Source organism: Acidobacteriota bacterium, from assembly GCA_021161905.1.
GTDB lineage: Bacteria > Acidobacteriota > B3-B38 > Guanabaribacteriales > JAGGZT01 > JAGGZT01.
Genome location: JAGGZT010000064.1, coordinates 21,582 through 38,966, shown reverse-complemented (window position 1 = coordinate 38,966; position 17,385 = coordinate 21,582). Strand labels below are relative to the sequence as shown.

General features: G+C 52.4%; 16 protein-coding genes. 11 read left to right on the top strand and 5 right to left on the bottom strand.

Going from position 1 to position 17,385, the window contains the following annotated elements:
- Positions 1-15 precede the first annotated feature (15 nt).
- Both tatC and tatB read right to left on the bottom strand, forming a co-directional pair.
- Positions 16-846, bottom strand: coding sequence for a twin-arginine translocase subunit TatC (gene tatC, locus J7L64_08905; protein MCD6452462.1), 831 nt, complete (start codon positions 844-846; stop codon positions 16-18).
- Entirely contained in the window at positions 846-1,085 is a 240-nt protein-coding gene (gene tatB, locus J7L64_08900; GenBank protein ID MCD6452461.1) for a twin-arginine translocase subunit TatB, read from the bottom strand. Before tatB ends, tatC begins: the two co-directional genes overlap by 1 nt.
- Before the next feature lie 145 nt (positions 1,086-1,230).
- On the opposite strand from tatB, the gene J7L64_08895 reads away from it, so the two are divergent.
- The 11 genes from J7L64_08895 to waaC all read left to right on the top strand — a co-directional run bounded on the left by J7L64_08895 (position 1,231) and on the right by waaC (position 12,182).
- Positions 1,231-2,469 (top strand): O-antigen ligase family protein, encoded by a 1,239-nt coding sequence (locus J7L64_08895; protein ID MCD6452460.1) that lies wholly within the window; start codon positions 1,231-1,233, stop codon positions 2,467-2,469.
- Entirely contained in the window at positions 2,466-3,992 is a 1,527-nt protein-coding gene (locus J7L64_08890) for a S41 family peptidase (protein ID MCD6452459.1), read from the top strand. The genes J7L64_08895 and J7L64_08890 overlap by 4 nt, the downstream gene beginning before the upstream one ends.
- Complete coding sequence (nfi, locus tag J7L64_08885; protein MCD6452458.1) at positions 3,989-4,672, top strand: deoxyribonuclease V; 684 nt, start codon at positions 3,989-3,991, stop codon at positions 4,670-4,672. The genes J7L64_08890 and nfi overlap by 4 nt, the downstream gene beginning before the upstream one ends.
- Before the next feature lie 70 nt (positions 4,673-4,742).
- Positions 4,743-6,023 (top strand): 3-deoxy-D-manno-octulosonic acid transferase, encoded by a 1,281-nt coding sequence (locus J7L64_08880; protein ID MCD6452457.1) that lies wholly within the window; start codon positions 4,743-4,745, stop codon positions 6,021-6,023.
- Between the two features lie 18 nt (positions 6,024-6,041).
- Positions 6,042-7,127: a tetraacyldisaccharide 4'-kinase gene (gene lpxK / locus J7L64_08875; GenBank protein ID MCD6452456.1), complete on the top strand. Its 1,086-nt coding sequence runs from the start codon at positions 6,042-6,044 to the stop codon at positions 7,125-7,127.
- Positions 7,124-8,026, top strand: a complete 903-nt coding sequence (locus J7L64_08870) for a hypothetical protein (GenBank protein MCD6452455.1) — start codon at positions 7,124-7,126, stop codon at positions 8,024-8,026. Before lpxK ends, J7L64_08870 begins: the two co-directional genes overlap by 4 nt.
- Positions 8,016-9,086 carry a lipopolysaccharide heptosyltransferase II gene (waaF, locus tag J7L64_08865; protein ID MCD6452454.1) on the top strand — a complete coding sequence of 357 codons (1,071 nt, stop codon included), beginning with the start codon at positions 8,016-8,018 and terminating at the stop codon, positions 9,084-9,086. Before J7L64_08870 ends, waaF begins: the two co-directional genes overlap by 11 nt.
- Positions 9,073-9,645 carry a D-glycero-beta-D-manno-heptose 1,7-bisphosphate 7-phosphatase gene (gmhB, locus tag J7L64_08860; protein ID MCD6452453.1) on the top strand — a complete coding sequence of 191 codons (573 nt, stop codon included), beginning with the start codon at positions 9,073-9,075 and terminating at the stop codon, positions 9,643-9,645. The genes waaF and gmhB overlap by 14 nt, the downstream gene beginning before the upstream one ends.
- Positions 9,642-10,667 carry a bifunctional hydroxymethylpyrimidine kinase/phosphomethylpyrimidine kinase gene (locus J7L64_08855; protein ID MCD6452452.1) on the top strand — a complete coding sequence of 342 codons (1,026 nt, stop codon included), beginning with the start codon at positions 9,642-9,644 and terminating at the stop codon, positions 10,665-10,667. Before gmhB ends, J7L64_08855 begins: the two co-directional genes overlap by 4 nt.
- Entirely contained in the window at positions 10,642-11,142 is a 501-nt protein-coding gene (locus tag J7L64_08850) for an adenylyltransferase/cytidyltransferase family protein (GenBank protein ID MCD6452451.1), read from the top strand. Before J7L64_08855 ends, J7L64_08850 begins: the two co-directional genes overlap by 26 nt.
- Positions 11,139-12,182, top strand: coding sequence for a lipopolysaccharide heptosyltransferase I (gene waaC, locus J7L64_08845; protein ID MCD6452450.1), 1,044 nt, complete (start codon positions 11,139-11,141; stop codon positions 12,180-12,182). The genes J7L64_08850 and waaC overlap by 4 nt, the downstream gene beginning before the upstream one ends.
- Here the strand turns inward: waaC and J7L64_08840 are convergent.
- From J7L64_08840 to J7L64_08830, 3 genes are read right to left on the bottom strand one after another with little or no spacing between them, the layout of a single operon-like run.
- Positions 12,169-13,227 (bottom strand): asparaginase, encoded by a 1,059-nt coding sequence (locus tag J7L64_08840; GenBank protein ID MCD6452449.1) that lies wholly within the window; start codon positions 13,225-13,227, stop codon positions 12,169-12,171. The genes waaC and J7L64_08840 overlap by 14 nt on opposite strands.
- Positions 13,228-13,250: 23 nt before the next feature.
- Complete coding sequence (locus tag J7L64_08835; protein MCD6452448.1) at positions 13,251-14,774, bottom strand: Rne/Rng family ribonuclease; 1,524 nt, start codon at positions 14,772-14,774, stop codon at positions 13,251-13,253.
- Between the two features lie 2 nt (positions 14,775-14,776).
- On the bottom strand, positions 14,777-17,353 hold the full coding sequence (locus J7L64_08830) for a TIGR03960 family B12-binding radical SAM protein (protein MCD6452447.1): 2,577 nt from the start codon (positions 17,351-17,353) through the stop codon (positions 14,777-14,779).
- Between the last annotated feature and the right edge of the window lie 32 nt (positions 17,354-17,385).

Below are 17,385 nucleotides of genomic sequence, written 5' to 3'. Positions count from 1 at the left end.
TTCTTTCAAGAAGTATCAGCCGAGGGGGGAAGAGTCGTCCTTATCGTCCTCACCCTCTTCATTCTCCAAATCCTCCTCTTTCTTCTTGGGATAGATCTCTTCTTCCTCTCCGCTTTCTTCTTCCTCGTCCTTACCGAAGAGCTTAGCGATCAGGATGCCCAGGGCGTATAGTCCGAGCATCGGCAGGGCAAAGGTGGTCTGGGTAACCACATCTGGGGTGGGGGTGATTACCGCAGCGATGATAAAGACGATGAGGATGGCATATTTGAAATTGCGGATCAGAAACCCCGGGCTTACCAACCCCAACCGGGAGAGGAAGAAGATCAGTACCGGCGTCTCAAAGACTAAACCCAAACCCAAAAGGATGGTGCTGAGAAGGGAGAGATAGCTCTTGGCCGTGATCACTTGGCGGAACTCCATTCCCTGAGTGAGGAAGAAACGACAAACCATAGGAAAGGCGATGTAATAACCAAAAGCACCCCCAGCAATGAAGAAAAGGGAGCCAAAAATGATGAAAGGAAGGGCGTATTTCCGCTCCTTGGGGTAAAGAGCGGGGGAGATAAACAACCACAATTCAGTAATAACAACCGGAGAAGCGAGAAAAAGGGCGGCAAGGAAGGATATCTTCAAATAGAAGAAAAAAGGCTCGGCAAGGGAGGTATAAGCAAGTCTATCCTCTCCTGGGGGGAGGAACTGGAGAGCCGGGCGGGCGAGAAATTTATATATCTCCTTATGGAAGAACCAGGCGATCAAAAAAGCGATGGCAATCGCTATTAAGGAAATAACCAACCTTCTCCGGAGCTCGTCCAAGTGCTCCAGGAAGGACATCTTCTTCTCGTATCGCATCAATCATCCGTATTGGGAAAACCTTCTGGCTTGTCCTTCTTTTTCTTAAGTCTTTCCTTGAGCTCCTCCGCTTCGATCTCCTCTTCGATGCTTCGTTTTAGGTCGTTGGAAGCACGCTTGAACTCCGCCAAACTCCTCCCCATTGCCTTCCCTATCTTGGGAAGCTTTCGCGGACCAAAGATGATCAAGGCGATAACAAAGATTAAAATCAGCTCCGGCATACCAATGGAGCCAAACATCCCACTCCTCCTCAGGCTATCAAAAAGCCCCTCCTCCCAAATGATAGGAGAAGGTCTATCTTATGTCAAGCGGTTTTATCCGGAGGAAAAAACCATTTTACTAAATAAAATCAACTTGTTATAATCCTTTCACCGAGGGGGGCAGATGTTAAGAAAAGGGGGTATACTTAGTAGAGTAGCGGTTGGTTTCCTCTTTCTCTTTACCTTCGCTACCGGAATCTCAATAAGTGCTGCTTATGGAAGCTTTTTCCTCTCCTTTTTATTTCTCTCTATTCTCCTCTTAACCAGAAGGATAAAACTCTATCCCTCTCCGTTGGATGCAGCTTTTCTCCTTTTTGCCCTCTTCTCTCTCCTCTCCATTGGGAGCTCCTTGTCCCCAAAAGAGAGCCTGGTTGAGGCAAGAGGGCTATTTCTCATCCTCATCTTCTATCTCTTCTATCTCCTGGTAGATAAAGAAAGCTTGGCGGAATGGCTCACCATAACTCTCATTCTCGCGGGAACCATCGCTGGAGGCTACGGCATCGTACAACGATTAACCGGCTTCGATTTCCTCGGACACTACCAGAACCGGGCAACTGGTTTCTTCAGCCTCCATCTAACCTTAGCCGAGTATCTGGTGATCATCCTTTCCCTCACCCTCGGCTTACTCCTCTATACCGAGGGGATAAGGAAACGGGTTATCCTTTTTGTTGCACTCGTGGTAATGCTTTTGGGTTTCACTTTTACCTACTCTCGAGGAGGGTGGATCAGCCTGACAGGAAGCTTCCTCACCTTAGGATGGCTCAAAAGCCGGCGGGTGCTTGGGGTCATCCTTCTCATCATCATCGGGGCAAACCTTGCTCTCTTCTTTCTCCCCTTGGGCAGGGCGAGCCTCATCCTCCGTTCATTGGTGAGATTGAAAAAGGGAGAAGAAACCGGATTTATGGGGGCTTATCTACAATCGAATCGGGAACGTCTTTTGATGTGGCAGAGCGGATTTGCCATCCTTGGAGCAAAGCCCCATCTTCTTCTCACCGGCATCGGTATGCACGCCCTTCCCTCAATCTACCCCGAATTCCGCGCCGAAGGGACAACTCATAAGAACCTATGGCACCTTCATAGCAATATAATGCAGATGCTGGTCACCCGGGGAATGTTGGGGCTCACCGCTTTTCTTCTTATATTCATCCTCTATTTCAAATCAGCGCTTGCTGGTTTTCGCCTTGCGGAAGGGGGGATAGCTAAGGGAATCATCGCTGGTGGGATCGCTGGTACCGTTGGTTTCTTCCTTGGTGGGCTGACCGAATACAGCTGGGGGGATACCGAAGTCCTGATGACCCTTTACGCCATCCTCGGCTTAAGCTTAGCCACCGCGAAACTAATGAAAAAGGAGAAGCGAAGTTGAGAAAAACCCTCATCGCCATCATCATAACTGGAAGCTTCTTCTTAGCCTTTGCTTTGGAGAAGGAGATCGTCCGATTCGCCCGCATCTTCGCCGAGGCGTTGGCGGTAGTCGAGGATAACTATATGAGCCCAGTTCCCCCGGATAAGGTAGTATATGGGGCTATACGGAAGATGCTTCGCAGTCTCGACCCACATAGCAACTTCCTCGATAAAAAGACCTTCGATAGACTGAAAGAAAGCCAAGGGGGAGCCTACTACGGCGTAGGACTTACCATAGGAATGAACAACAACGGAGAGCTCACCGTCATTTCCCCCATCGAGGGAGGACCAGCAGCATCCCTCGGCATTCAGGCGGGAGATGTGATCGTAGCGATAAACGGGGAGAGCACCAAGGGGATGGATTTAAACCAAGCAGCGGTCAAGCTAAGGGGTCCCAAAGGGACCAAGGTAGAGATAACCATCAGGAGAAACGGCGTCCCCGAGCCCCTCACCTTCACCATTGTAAGAGCAGAGATCTCGCTCCGTTCTATTCCCCTCTCCCTTATGCTCGATAAGAACACAGGATACATAAGGATCGTCCAATTCACCGATACCACCGCTTCCGAGTTCGAGAAGGCTTGGGATAAACTGGAGAAAAAGGGGATGAAGCGCCTCATCCTTGATCTCAGAGGAAATCCGGGGGGATTGCTCGACCAGGCGGTAAGGGTGGCTGACTTCTTCATCAAAGATGGGGTAATCGTATCCACGAAAGGACGGATCCCGGGAAGCGCCCAGACCTACAACGCCTCTTTAGCCAACACAAAAAAGGACATCCCCCTCATCGTGCTCATTGATAGAGGCAGTGCCTCTGGGGCTGAGGTGGTAGCTGGTGCGATCCAGGACCACGACCGGGGTCTCATCGTGGGCGAAAGAAGCTTTGGAAAAGGACTGGTCCAAAGTATCTACCCCTTAAGTGGCGGTACTGCCTTAGCCCTAACCACTGCCAAATACTTCACCCCCAGCGGAAGATGTATCCAACGGGACTACTCCAACCGAGAAAAATACTTCACCGAAAGGGAAGAGGAGAAAAAGGGACCCGCTTTCAAAACAGACCTCGGTCGCACCGTCTATGGAGGCGGGGGAATCATCCCCGATTACGAAATAAAACCAATCCCCTTCTCCCCCTTCACCCAGCGTCTTTTGAGCCGGAATTTCTTCTTCGAGTTTGCCAATGATTATATCGGGAGACATCGGGAAGAGATAGATAAAGGCTTCTCGCCGGACGAGAGGGTACTTGCTGAATTCAAACAGTTCCTCTCCTCCGCCAAGATCGAGTATTCTCCCGAGGAATTCAAAAAGGCGAAGCCTGAACTCTTGCTCCTCATAAAAGAGGAGATATTCCGCCATCTATTTGGCTTTGAGGAGGCGGTAAGGGTTGCCCTTTCCTTCGATATCCAGCTTGAAAAAGCGATCTCCCTATTTCCTGAGGCGGAAAAACTCCTCACTCGCCGTCTTGAGCTTGAGAAGGAAAAGCCACCGAAATGAATATCAACCCCCTCCACCCCTTTGAGGTGAGCCCGGAACAGGCGATCGCGATACAGAGGGAACTCTCCTCAAAGCTGATCATCAAGCCTCTCGAGAAAAAGGTCGAATTAATCGCCGGGGTCGATGTGGCTTATGAGAAGGAGGAGAAAAGGATGTTCGCTGGCGTGGTGGTCCTCTCCTTTCCCTCGCTCTCCCTGATAGAGGAGGTCTGGGCGGAGGAGGAGGTCCGTTTCCCCTATGTCCCGGGACTTCTCACCTTCAGGGAAGCGGAAGCGATCTTAAAAGCGCTATCCCGCCTTGAAAACTCTCCCGATCTCTTTATTTTCGATGGTCAGGGGATCGCTCATCCCCGAAGGATGGGAATCGCTGCCCACCTGGGGGTAATCATAGATCGCCCAAGCATCGGCTGTGCCAAGAGCAGATTGGTGGGGACCTTTGCCAAGGTTCCTGAAAGGCGGGGGTCATACTCCCTCCTTTACTATCGAGGGAAAACAATAGGCGCAGTGGTGAGGACGAAGGACAGGGTAAAACCACTATTCGTCTCCCCAGGGCATCTTATCGATATCGAGGGGGCGATCTCTTTCGTGCTTGCCTGCTCAAAGGGGTATCGCCTTCCTGAGCCGACGCGCCAGGCTCACCTTTTCGTAAACCGGGTAAAACGGGAAAGGAACGAGGGGTAGTTTGACTTCCCTCCTCCAATCCACTATTATAATCCTGAGTGACAACGGGGGGAGATAAGGGAAAAGGGCGATGCTCCTTCTTTATACCATCATCTATACGACGGCTCTTATTCTTCTTTCCCCTTATTTCCTATTAAAGGAGCTCTTTTATCCCAAATACCTTCAAGGGCTGAGGGAGCGACTGGGAAAACTTCCCCAAACGCTCAATAAAGAAGGGAAGCCATCCATCTGGATCCACGGGGTATCAGTAGGAGAGGTGCTCGCTGCCAGGGGGCTTGCTAAAAAACTAAAGGAGAAATATCCCGAGACCCCGCTGTTCATCTCGGCGACCACCATCACCGGGATGGATATGGCGGAGAAGAACTTCAAGGAGAAAAGCGGTTGTTTCTTCTTTCCCCTGGACATCCCCTTTGCCCTGGAACGAACCTTCTCCCAGGTGAAGCCGAAGCTTTGCATCCTGATGGAGGGGGAGCTTTGGCCCAACTTCTTAGCCACCGCCAAGAGGTATGGGGCGAGGGTGGTTCTGGCGAATGGAAGGATTTCCGATCGTTCCTTTAAACGCTATCTCCTCATTTCGCCCCTCTTTCGAAAGGTGCTCAAAAACATCGATCTCTTCTGTATGCAAACTGAGGAGGACAAAAAAAGGATAATCGCCATCGGCGCTCCAGAAGAACGGGTAGTGGTAACAGGAAACCTAAAATTCGATTCGGACGAGCTTCTAAGCTCGGGGAAGGATGTGGAAAAGCTGGCTGAACTTCTCGGCTTTTCCGACGGCATCCCCCTTCTGATCGCGGGAAGCACCGGCTCCGGTGAGGAGGAGATCATCCTCCGTGCCTTTGCCCGGGTGAAGGAAAAACACCCTAAGGTGAGACTCCTCATCGCCCCAAGACATCCTGAGAGGTTCGACGAGGTAGAGGAACTGGTGAAGAGATTCTCCCTTCCCTACATCCGAAGGAGCCGAATCAAGAAGAAAGAAAGGGGAAAACCGGTCGTCATCCTCGATACCATCGGTGAACTCGCTCCCCTTTACCGCTATGGACGGGCGGTGTTCGTCGGCGGAAGCTTGATACCCAGGGGGGGACACAACATCCTGGAACCAGCATCCCAGGGCAGACCGGTGATATTTGGCCATCATATGGAGAACTTCCGCGCCATCGCCTCGATGGTACTCGCTGAAGGTGGGGCGATAGAGGTAAGGAATGAAGAGGAGCTGACCCGGGCTTTTCTCCTTCTCATCGAGGATGAAAACCGGTTCCACAGGATGGGTGAGGCGTCCCGGGAGGTGGTAAGGAAGAATAGGGGTACCATCGAGCGGACAATCAAGAGCATTGCCCCTCTCCTCTCATCATAATCTAAGTGGGAGGAAGCACTGATTCGGGAACTTCTCTTTGAGGAAGAAAATAGATTTCATCCTCTGGTACTTCCCCTCATCCCTCTCTCCTTTATCTACCGTGGCTTACTTAAACTAAGGGAGACAATCTACCAAAAGGGGCTTATTAAAGAGGTGAGGCTCCCCCTTAAGGTGGTAAGCATAGGGAATATCACTATGGGAGGAACCGGGAAAACCCCCTTCACCATCTATCTCGCCCGTCTCCTCTCTGATTATGGGATAAGATGCGCCATCCTCTCTCGAGGCTACCGGAGAAGGGGGGGAGGGGCGGAGCCCCTCGTCCTCACAGACGGCGATAACCTGAGACTGACGGTAGATATGGCAGGGGATGAACCGTTCCTCCTCGCCCAAAGGCTACCAAAAATCCCCATAGTCCTCTCTCAAGATAGGGGAGAGGGGGGGAAACTCATCGAGAAGCTCTTCAATCCCGAGGTGATAATCCTCGACGACGGCTTCCAACAAAAAAAACTGAGAAAAGACCTCGACCTCCTTCTCATAGACGGGAGGAACCCGTTTGGAAACAGCTGGCTTACCCCGGCAGGTGCCTTGAGGGAACCGGTATCGGCGATAAGAAAGGCGGATGGCATCATAATAACCCGGGGGGAAGAAAGAGAACTTCCTTCAGTGAAAGAGAGGATCGCACCATTTAAAAGAAAGGAGACCCCCATCTTCCGGGGAAGGATCAAGGTGGAGGGGGTTTTCCCCCTCGGGGAGAAAAGGGGGATACCTCTCCAAGATATAAAAGGACTTCCCGTCATCGCCTTCTCCGGGATCGGGAACCCCGCCTCTTTCGAGGAAACCGCTTCCTCGCTCGGTCTCAGGCTTATCTCCCATCGTCGCTTTCGCGACCACCACTGGTATCGAAGAAGCGATATCTCCTCCCTCATCGCCGAAGCGGAGAAACGAGGGGTAAAAGCACTCCTCACCACGGAGAAAGACGCCGTGAAGCTTACGGAGACTGCCCCCTCCAATTTCCCCATCTTTTATCTTAAAATAGGGATGGAAATAATCGATGAGGAGGAATTCCTCTTTTTCCTCCTTTCTCGTTTGGGGTTAAGAAGGTGAAGGAGATTCGGGAAAACATCTTAGCCAAGCTATTCACCGCGATAGCCTACCTTCTTCCGCGGAGATGGGCGCTTTCCTTGGGACGGATGGTAGGCTGGCTCGTCTACCTCCTCGATAAGAAACACCGGGAGGTCTGCCTTAAAAATCTCTCCATCGCTTTCGGTGACTCCCTTCCCAAAAAGAGGAAGGAGGAGATAGTAAAAAACACCTTTCGCAACTTCGGCGCCTTCCTCTTTGAACTACTCCGCCTCCCCCGGATGAGCAAGGATGATCTCCTCAAGATAGCCGAGGTGAAGGGAATCTCCCACTTAAAGAGGGCTTACGCCAAGAAAAAGGGGGTTCTCCTTTTTACCGCCCATTTAGGAAACTGGGAGCTAATGGGCATCCACCACGGAGCACTTGGGCTTCCCTTGAATGTGGTTGCTCGCCCTCTGGACAACCCCCTCCTCGACCAAATGCTTATCGAGAGGAGAAAGCTCACTGGCAATCGGGTGATAACCAAGAAAAACGCCTTGGGAGAGATCGTCCGGGCACTCAAGAGGGGAGAAGGTGTGGCGCTCCTCATCGATCAGAATGTCCAGCGAAAGGAAGGGGTGTTCGTTGACTTCTTCGGAAAGAAAGCCTGCACCACTCCAGCACTTGCTGCCATCGCCTTGAGAACCGGAGCAGCGATAATCCCTGCCTTCGCCATCCCCACCGATGGCGATAAATACCTCTTCATCTATGAAAAGGAGCTCTCCTACAAGAAAAGCAGGGATTATCAGAAAGACATCCTGGATATAACTCATCGAGCAACCAAGATAATCGAGAGGTATATCCGCCTATACCCCGATTGTTGGCTCTGGATGCACCGGCGATGGAAGACGAGACCACCGGAGGAGGAAGAGGATGCCTCATAACCCTATAGATAGAGAGCGGGTGAAGAGACTCCTCATTCGGGGGACCAACTGGATAGGGGACGCCGTCATCACCCTTCCCGCTATCGCCGCCATCAGAAGGAACTTCCCTTCTGCCCATATATCGATCCTGGTTCGCCCCTGGGTCGCCGATATCTTCCGGGGCTCCCCATTGGTCGACGAGGTAATAATCTTCGATAAAAGGGGAGAGGATAAAGGAATATCGGGGCTCTTCTCAGTGATAAAGCGGGTGAGGAGAAAGGAGTTCGACCTTGCCATTCTCCTCCAGAACGCCTTCGAGGCGGCGCTCATCACCTTCCTCGCTGGCATTCCCGAACGCTGGGGCTACGCAACTGACGGAAGAAGTTGGCTCCTTACCCGGGCTGTCCCCCTAAGTGAGGGGATAAAGAGGAAGCATCAAGTCTATTATTATCTCGAGCTTTTGTCTTCGCTTGGGTTGGAGACAGGACCTCCAGAGTTCCACCTCGCCCCATCGGACGAAGGGAGGAAGAAGGCTGAAGCCCTCCTCTCCTCTTCTGGGGTCGATTTTTCCCATCCCCTGGTGGGGATAAGTCCTGGTGCTACCTATGGTTCCGCCAAGAGATGGTATCCGGAACGGTTTTCTGCTGTTGCTGAAAGACTGATAAGGGAGTTCCAGGCGGAGATCATCATCTTCGGCGGAGAAGGGGAGCGGGAGATCGCTCATAAGGTAGTGAAAAACATCAAAGGGAAAGCGACCGATATCTCCGGTATGACCGATCTTTCCACGCTCATCGGCGCTCTATCACTTCTCGATCTTCTAATAACCAATGACAGCGGTCCGATGCACCTCGCCTCCGCTCTCTCCATACCCGTGGTCGCCATATTCGGACCCACCGACCCTGCCACTACCTCTCCCTTCGGCGACATCCACAAGGTAGTGCGGGTTCCAGTCCCCTGCAGTCCCTGTCTCCTCAGGCATTGCCCTAAAGATCATAGATGTATGAAGCTCATTACTGCGGAGATGGTGTTTGCCGAAGCGGCGAAAAAACTTGAGATGAAGGAGAGTTATGGGCGAAAATAAAGCGGTATTCTTGGATCGAGACGGAACGATAAACGAAGAGGTTGGCTTCATCGACGATCCGGAAAAACTAAAGCTCATCCCCAAAGCAGGGGAAGCGCTCAAGAAGCTTAAGGACGCCGGTTTTCTCCTCGTGGTGGTAACCAACCAATCAGGAATCGCCCGAGGCTACATCACCGAGGAGAAACTGAAGGAGGTCCATAAAAGATTGAGAAAACTCCTTTCTTCCTACGGGGTAGTGCTCGATGGTATCTATTACTGCCCCCATCACCCGGAAGGACTACCCCCTTACCGGGAGAATTGCCCCTGTAGAAAACCAGCGCCGGGGATGATTCTGAAGGCGAAAGAGGAGCTTGGGATCAATATCAGCTCGTCGTTTGTGGTGGGAGACAAACCGGAGGATATCGAATTGGGAAAGAAGCTGGGGATGAAAACGGTCCTCGTCCTCACCGGCTTCGGAAAGGGATCGAGGAAGAAACTCGAGGATAAAGGGATCCTCCCTGACTTCGTGGCAGAGGATGTAGGAGAAGCGGTGGAATTTATTCTGGGGAGAAGGGAATGATAATGGAAAAAAGGAAGTTAAGAGAACGCCTTCTTCGGATAATAAACCGATTTCCGGAAAAAAGGGTGATCGTGGTAGGAGACTTGATCGCTGATGAGTTCGTGGAAACGATGACCGAGCGTATCTCCCGGGAGGCACCGGTACTCATCCTCCGCCATCTCGCATCGCGCATCGCCCCCGGGGGTGGAGGGAATGCGGCATCGAATATCGCCTCTTTGGAGGGAAAGGCCATACCCATAGGGGTGGTGGGAGAGGATGAAGCGGGGGAAAAGATCATCTCTTCTTTTTGGGAACGGGGGATGGAGACGACCGGCATCATAACTGAGCCTCGCTATCAAACACCGCTTAAAACCCGCATCTTAGCGGGTGGCATCCATACCGCAAAGCAACAGGTACTGAGGATAGATAAGTGGAGACCACTTCCCGATTCCTCCGGGTTGAGGGATCGGATAGCGGAACGACTCCTCACCAAAATAGAGGAGGCGGATGCGGTCCTTATATCCGACTATGGCTTGGGTATCCTCAACCCATCGTTCTTTCCCCTGATAAGAGAGGAAACTCGAAAGAAAAAGATACCTCTCACCCTTGACTCCCGCTACAACCTTTTGCAATACCCTGGAGCCACTGCGGTCACCCCGAACGAGCCCGAGGCAGAGGGGGCGCTTGGGATGAGGCTGGAAAACGACGATGACCGAGCACTCGAGGCGGGAGAGAAGCTCCTTGACCTTCTTCCGGGAACCGAGGCGGTGCTGCTCACTCGGGGAAGCAAGGGGATGATCCTCTTCGAACGGGGGAAGAAACCGGCGAAGATAGAGATCTACGGGACCGAGGAGATAGCTGATGTCACCGGTGCCGGTGATACCGTCATCGCCACCTTTACCTTAGCCTTGGCTTCCCGGGCGAGCTTCTACGAGGCAGCAAGACTCGCCAATTACGCCGGGGGTATCGTGGTGATGAAGCGAGGAACAGCCACCGTCAGCCGTGAGGAGTTGATCGATGCGGTCAAGAGGGATCTCCGGTGATAAGCTGGTGGAAAGGGATAGGCTCAAGGAGATCGTAGCCGAGCTCAAGAAGAAAGGGAAGAGGATCGTCCTTGCAAATGGTTGCTTCGACCTCATCCACATCGGACACATCCGCTACCTCAAGGGGGCGAAGGCGGAGGGGGATATCCTCATCGTCGCCTTAAACTCAGACGATTCCGTTAGGAAGCTAAAGGGACCCCCTCGACCAATACTTACCGCCTCTGAACGGGCGGAGATACTCAGTGCCTTCCCTTTCATCGACTACATCGTGATCTTCGACGAACTGACCGTCTCCTCCCTTCTTCTCGAGCTCAAGCCCGATGTCCACGCCAAGGGGACCGACTATACGGTAGAAACCGTCCCGGAACGGGAGATAGTGAAAAGCTACGGGGGAAAGACTGCTATTGTTGGCGATCCCAAGCTTCACTCCACATCTGAGCTCATCGCCCGAATAAGAGACCGGGTAAGAAAATGAACCCCAAAAGGATCCTCATCGTGAGGCTTAGTGCCCTGGGCGACATCATCCATACCCTGCCCGTCCTTCCTCCACTCAGAAAAAGGTTTCCTGAAGCAGAGCTGTTCTGGCTGGTAGAGGAAAGGTTCTCTCCCATCCTTCAAGGGAATCCATATCTTTCCGGAATAATCGCCGTTGATACCAAGAAGGCGCGCCGTTCCCCCCTCTTTGGAATAAAGGAACTCTTCGCCTTGAAGAAAAGGCTATCTTCGCTTGCCTTCGATATCGCCATCGACTTCCAGGGCTTGGTAAAATCGGCGATGTTCGCCCTCCTCTCTGGGGCAAGGCTTCGCTTGGGCTATGAAAAGGGGGACTTGAGGGAGCCCTTTGCCCGTTTTTTCTATCACAAAAGGAGAAACTCCCTCACCACTGAGCGGCACATTGTGGATAAACACTTGGGGCTCCTTTCCCTCCTCGGGATAGAGGAGATAGATGAGGTAACCTTTCCCATCCTTCTTTCCCAAAAAGAGGAAGAAAAGGGGGAGCGCTTCCTGAAAAAGGCTGGGGGAAGGTTCATCGTCCTAAACCCGGCTGGTGGCTGGGAGAATAAACGTTATCCCCCGGAGGGGCTGGCTAAAGCTGGGGATATTATAGCAAAAGAGACGGGAATACCCATTTTCATCTCCTACGGACCCGGGGAACGGTCCCTCGCTCTTGAGGTGAAGGAAAGGATGAAGGAGGAGGCAGAACTTCTTCCCGAAACTGGCATAAGGGAGCTTACCGCTATCATCAAACGGGCAAACCTCGTTGTTTCCGCCGATACCGGACCCCTCCACTTGGCAGCCGCCCTCTCCGTTCCCACGGTGGGGATCTACGGTCCTACCGATCCCTTACGGAATGGACCTTATTGTGATGGGATTACCCTCTACAAGAAAATAGCCTGTAGCCCTTGCTATAAAAGAAAATGCCACCCTCTACCACCCCCCTGTATCTCCGCCATCTCTCCTTACGAGGTGGCAGAGGCGGGGTTAACCCTCTTAAACAGGACTAAGAAAGCTTAAACTTGGAGATATCGAAGGAGGGACGGACCTCTCCCACCACTTCACCCCGGTTGTTCTTGACCGGTGGGTGATGGAAGGAGGAGAGCTTCTTAAATTCGCCCTCTGAGAGAACCCCCAGTTGATGAAGCAATTCCACCGCCACTGGTGGGACTGCTCTCTTCCAGGCTCCGTCCTCTATCTTGAAGGCAATACCGACCCCTTTCTCCTCACCGGGAAGAACACCGGGAAGAAGCCCGATCCCGTAAAACGCCTCTGCCCCTACCTTTGCCACCACCTTGGGGAAAGCTACCTTCATAAGCTCGGTATCCAGCCTTCCGTGGGTCCCTCCGACCATCTCCGGATGTTCCTGCATTGCCCGGGCGATCCGGGAAAGCGCCTCAGCCCGTGGCTGAGGAAGGAAGGAGGGATCAGCAAGACGAGCATAGGCGAGGGCAGCGAGCTTAAGGGGAAGAGCAAAGGTGGGAACACCACAACCATCTATCCCTATCTCTATATCATCCGGGGATACTCCGATGATCTCGGCTAAAGTGCGTCGGTTCTCCACCTGTATCGGATGCTCTGGCTTTATGTAGTTGGAGAGGGAATAACCATTTGCCACCGCTCGAGCGAGCATCCCTGCGTGCTTTCCAGAACAACAGTTATGTAATGAAGTAAGGGGAAACTCCCCTCGCTTTATCCGAGCGCTCGTCTCCGGATCGTAAGGATAATGGGTACCGCAAAGAAGAGAATCCGCCTCGAGCCCAATCTTTTTGAGGATTCCCATCACTGTTTTCACGTGAAACTCCTGCCCACTGTGAGAGGCAGCCATAATCGCAAGCTCCTTATCGGTAAAGGAGAATCTCCTATCAAGCCCCGCCTCAACTAAGGGGAGGAGCTGAAATGGCTTCGCCGACGAGCGGAGGTAAACAACCCGCGAGGAATCGCCCATTCGGTAAAGCTCTTTCCCTTTCGAATCAACGACACTTATGATGCCGAAATGGCGTGATTCCACAAGATTACCCCGAAAAACAGAAACCAATGGGAAACAGGTAGTATCATTGCCCATTTTCTCTCTCCTTAAGACTTTCTTCAAATGAACCTCGCCCCACTCCTCGTGGGAAGAATGTCAAACTGCTCCTCGTGAAGGAGGGGATCCTCCTTTAAGAGGAGGACCGCTTCAAGCTCTTTCTCCATAGGGGAAAGGACCTTCTCCTTCCTTTCCTTCAAATAGGAGATAACGCTTGGATGCGCTCGGATGATAATGGTATCGCCGGAAAGGCGCCCCTTGAGCTTGGCAAGGTCAGTCAGTATCTGATGACAGATGAGGTTGATCGCCTTGATCCTTCCTAGCCCCTTACAATGAGGGCAGGGTTGGCAAAGAAGCTGCCCCAAACTCTCCTTAACCCTTTTTCTGGTGATCGCCACCAATCCAAATTCCTTTAGGGGAAGAAGCCTGCTTTGAGAGCGGTCCCGAGAAAGCTCAGCTTCCAGCAGACGGAGGAGCTCCTGCTGATGCGCTCGCTTCTCCATATCGATGAAATCAACCACTATTATCCCCCCAAGGTCGCGGAGGCGTAGCTGACGCGCCACCTCCCGTGCCGCCTCGAGGTTGGTGCGGAACACGGTATCTTCAAGATCAGTTCGCCCTACATACTTCCCCGTATTTACATCGATCGCCACCAATGCCTCGGTTTCATTTATCACGATGTAGCCACCGGATTTAAGCCACACCCGGTTCTCAAGCGCCTTTTCAATCTGTGGTTCCACCCCAAGCTCCTCGAATATCGGCTTCTCCCGGATATACAGCTTAACCTTAGGTAAAAGCTGTGGTTGGAACTGCTCGAGGAACTCAACCGCTCGCTGGTAATCCTCCTCAGTATCCACGATAAGGGCGGAAAACTCAGGAGAAAAGATATCCCGTAATACCTTAAGGAAGACATCCGGTTCCTCATAGAGGAGGGCAGGAGGTTTTGCCTTATCCGCCCTCTTTTTTATTTCCTCCCAAGTGTGGAGAAGGTATTTGAAATCGGGCTTGAAATCGGAGAGCTCCTTCCCCTCTCCAGCAGTCCTCACAATGAGACCTACCCCTCGCTTCTTTATCCGGGAAAGGAGCTTCCGCAATCTGCTCCGCTCCTCAGCCGACTTTACCTTCCTCGAGACCCCTAAATGGTCTATCGCTGGCATAAGCACCAAATACTTCCCGGCAAGGGTGAGATAAGCGGTTATTCGCGCCCCCTTGGTGCCAAGCGGTTCCTTGGCTACCTGTACCAGGATCTCCTGCCCCGGTTTCAAAAGCTCATCTATCGATGGGGAACGATAGCGTGAAGAGCGCCTCTTCCTCTTATTTCCTCCCTCTATTGCCTCTTCGAAATCGTAGTCGGCGAGGCTTTCGGTTACATCGGTGACATAGAGGAAGGCATCCTTAGCAAGACCTATATCCACAAAGGCAGACCTCATCCCGGGAAGAACCCGGTTTACCCTCCCTTTGTAGATATTACCCACAATACTCTTTTTCTCCTTGTCCTCCACCAGGATCTCGGATAGCTCCCCATCCTCGAGGATAGCCACCCGGGTCATAAAGGGGGAGGAATTGACTATGATCTCCTTAGTCATTCTCACATTACCTCGAATGGTGAAAGTTCTCTCTCTTTAACCAATATCGACAACCGCTCCCTTACCCCGAGAAGGGAGGGATAAGAACCTCCGTAAATAAGGGAAAGAAGCTCCTCCGGACGAAGGCTCCCTTTCTCCGTGAGCCTGAGTTCAAAGAGAAGCCTCCCCTCCTCATCGACCTCAACCCGTCTCACCAAGGGACGAGCGTCTATCTCTCGCTTTTTACCCTTTCTCTCCCGGGAAAGGATAACCTCCTTCCTTTCCAGAAAACGAGCGATATGCTCTCGATGATCGGACAGGGAGAGCTCCGGGAGAAACCTCCTTACCAAGGGATCGTTGAGATAGAGGAGATAACGGGCTAAATTGATTATCGAGGAAAGGGAAGCGGGCTTTCTTGACAGCCGAATTATCTTAAGAAAGCGGATACCAGGGGGAGAAGAGCCATTCAACCTCTTCTTGACCTCCTCCGGGGAAAGCTCGCTGGTAGCAACAAAGTCGAGGAACTCCTCCCATCCCTCAAACCCCACCGGGAGGGCGGGTCCAAAGGAGATTAAGGGGAGAGGATGAAATCCCTGGCTAAAAGCGAGGGGGATATCCGCTCGCCTAAAGGTGCGGAGGATTGTCCGCATAAGCTCTAAATGGGAGAGAAACCGAAGAAGATCCCTCTTCTCAAAGCTCGCCCGATAATAGTAGCGAGGGCTCTCTTCTCCTTCATTCTTCCCCGTTTCATCCTTCTTCAATATCACTTTCTCCTGCTTCTTTCCCTTCAAAAAGGGTCTATCCCTAAACTCCGGAGGGCAAACGGAACAACGCTTACAGCGGGAAGGATGACAGCGGATGCTCTCCTTCCCTTTAAGGGCGAACTCGAGCTCCTCCTCGAGGAAAGAGCGAGAGACGCCGGTATCTATCACCTCCCAGGGGAGCATCCCTTCCCTTCCTATCTTCCGATAAAGGAAAAACTCAGGATCTACCCCAACCTCAGAAAAAGAAGAAAGCCAGGCATCGTAATTCAATTTATCCGTCCACCCATCGAACCGGGCGCCCCGTTGATACGCCCGAAAGATCACCTCAGCCAATCTCCTATCTCCCCGGGAGAGAACCCCCTCGAGGAAGCTCATCCGTACATTGTGCCATTTGAAACGAACACGAAGTGGGGAAAGCTCCTTTCTTAAAAATGCTTGCTTCTCCTTAAGCCTTTTCACCTCCTCCATCGGCAACCACTGAAACGGGGTATGTGGTTTGGGGATAAAGGAGGAGACGCTTACATTGATCTCTCCCCTTCCTCCTGCCTTAAGCATCTTCCGGGTGAGTTCAACTATCCCGGCGACATCCTCATCCCTCTCGGTGGGAAGCCCGATCATAAAGTAGGTTTTTATCATCCGCCAGCCCCGGGAGAAGGCAACCCGCACCGCTTCGAGGATCTCCTCTTCGGAAAGCCCCTTGTTTATCACCCGACGGAGCCGTTCACTACCCGCCTCCGGAGCGATGGTAAAGCCGGTTCGCCTAACCCGTTCTATCAAGGAGGCGACATCGCCGGTTAAGGCGCTTGCCCGGATCGAAGAAAGGGAGAGGGATATCCTCTTCTTCTCGAGCTCAGCCATAAGTGAGGGAAGAAGACGATGAAGCTGGGAATAATCCCCGGGACTCAAGGAGGATAAGGAAAGCTCATCGTACCCGGTCTCAACGAGAGCGGAGATGGCTTCCTCCTTCACCTTCTGCCAGCTTCTTTCCCTCTCTGGATGGTAGATATAGCTCGCCTGACAAAAACGACACCCCCGGGAGCAGCCCCGAGCGATCTCTATCGCCACCCGGTCATGGACGATCTCCGCATAGGGAACGATCAGCCTGGTTGGGAAAGGGAAGCGATCAAGTTCATATACCGTCCTTTTCCTTACCCGCTCAGGCACCCCAGCCCGCGCTGGCTTTGGAATAAGGAAACCGGTTTTTTCATCCTCCACAACCTCATAGAAGGAAGGGACATATATGCCCTCGATCTTCCCCAGCGCTTCGATCATCTCCTTTCTCTTCGCCCCTTCCCTCTTGAGCTCTCGGTACTTCTCGATGAGCTCGAGAACCACCTCCTCCCCGTCTCCAATCACCATAAGGTCGATGAAAGGGGCGATCGGCTCCGGGTTAAAGAGGGAAGGACCACCAGCGATGATGAGGGGATCGCCCTGGGAGCGCTCTGAGGAGAAGAGCGGGATGCGGGCAAGATCAAGCATAAGGAGTAGATTGGTGTAATTAAGCTCGTATTCCAAGGAAAAACCGATAATATCGAAGGAGGAAAGAGGAGACCTGCTCTCTAAAGAAAAAAGGGGGAGCTCTCTCTTTCTAAGTGCCTCCTCCATATCGGGAAGAGGGGCAAAAACCCGTTCACAACAGGCATAGGGAAGAGCGTTTATAAGGTGGTAGAGGATGCGGAGCCCCAGATGGGACATACCGATCTCATAGGCATCAGGGAATGCTAAGAGGAAACGCACCTCCGCCCTCTTCTTCGCTGCCTGGTTCCACTCCCCACCAGCGTAGCGAAGGGGTTTTCTTACCTCTGAAAGAAGCTCGAACAAAACCCTTTCTTCCATCGAGGGGAAATTATACCCCCTTTTCATTCGTT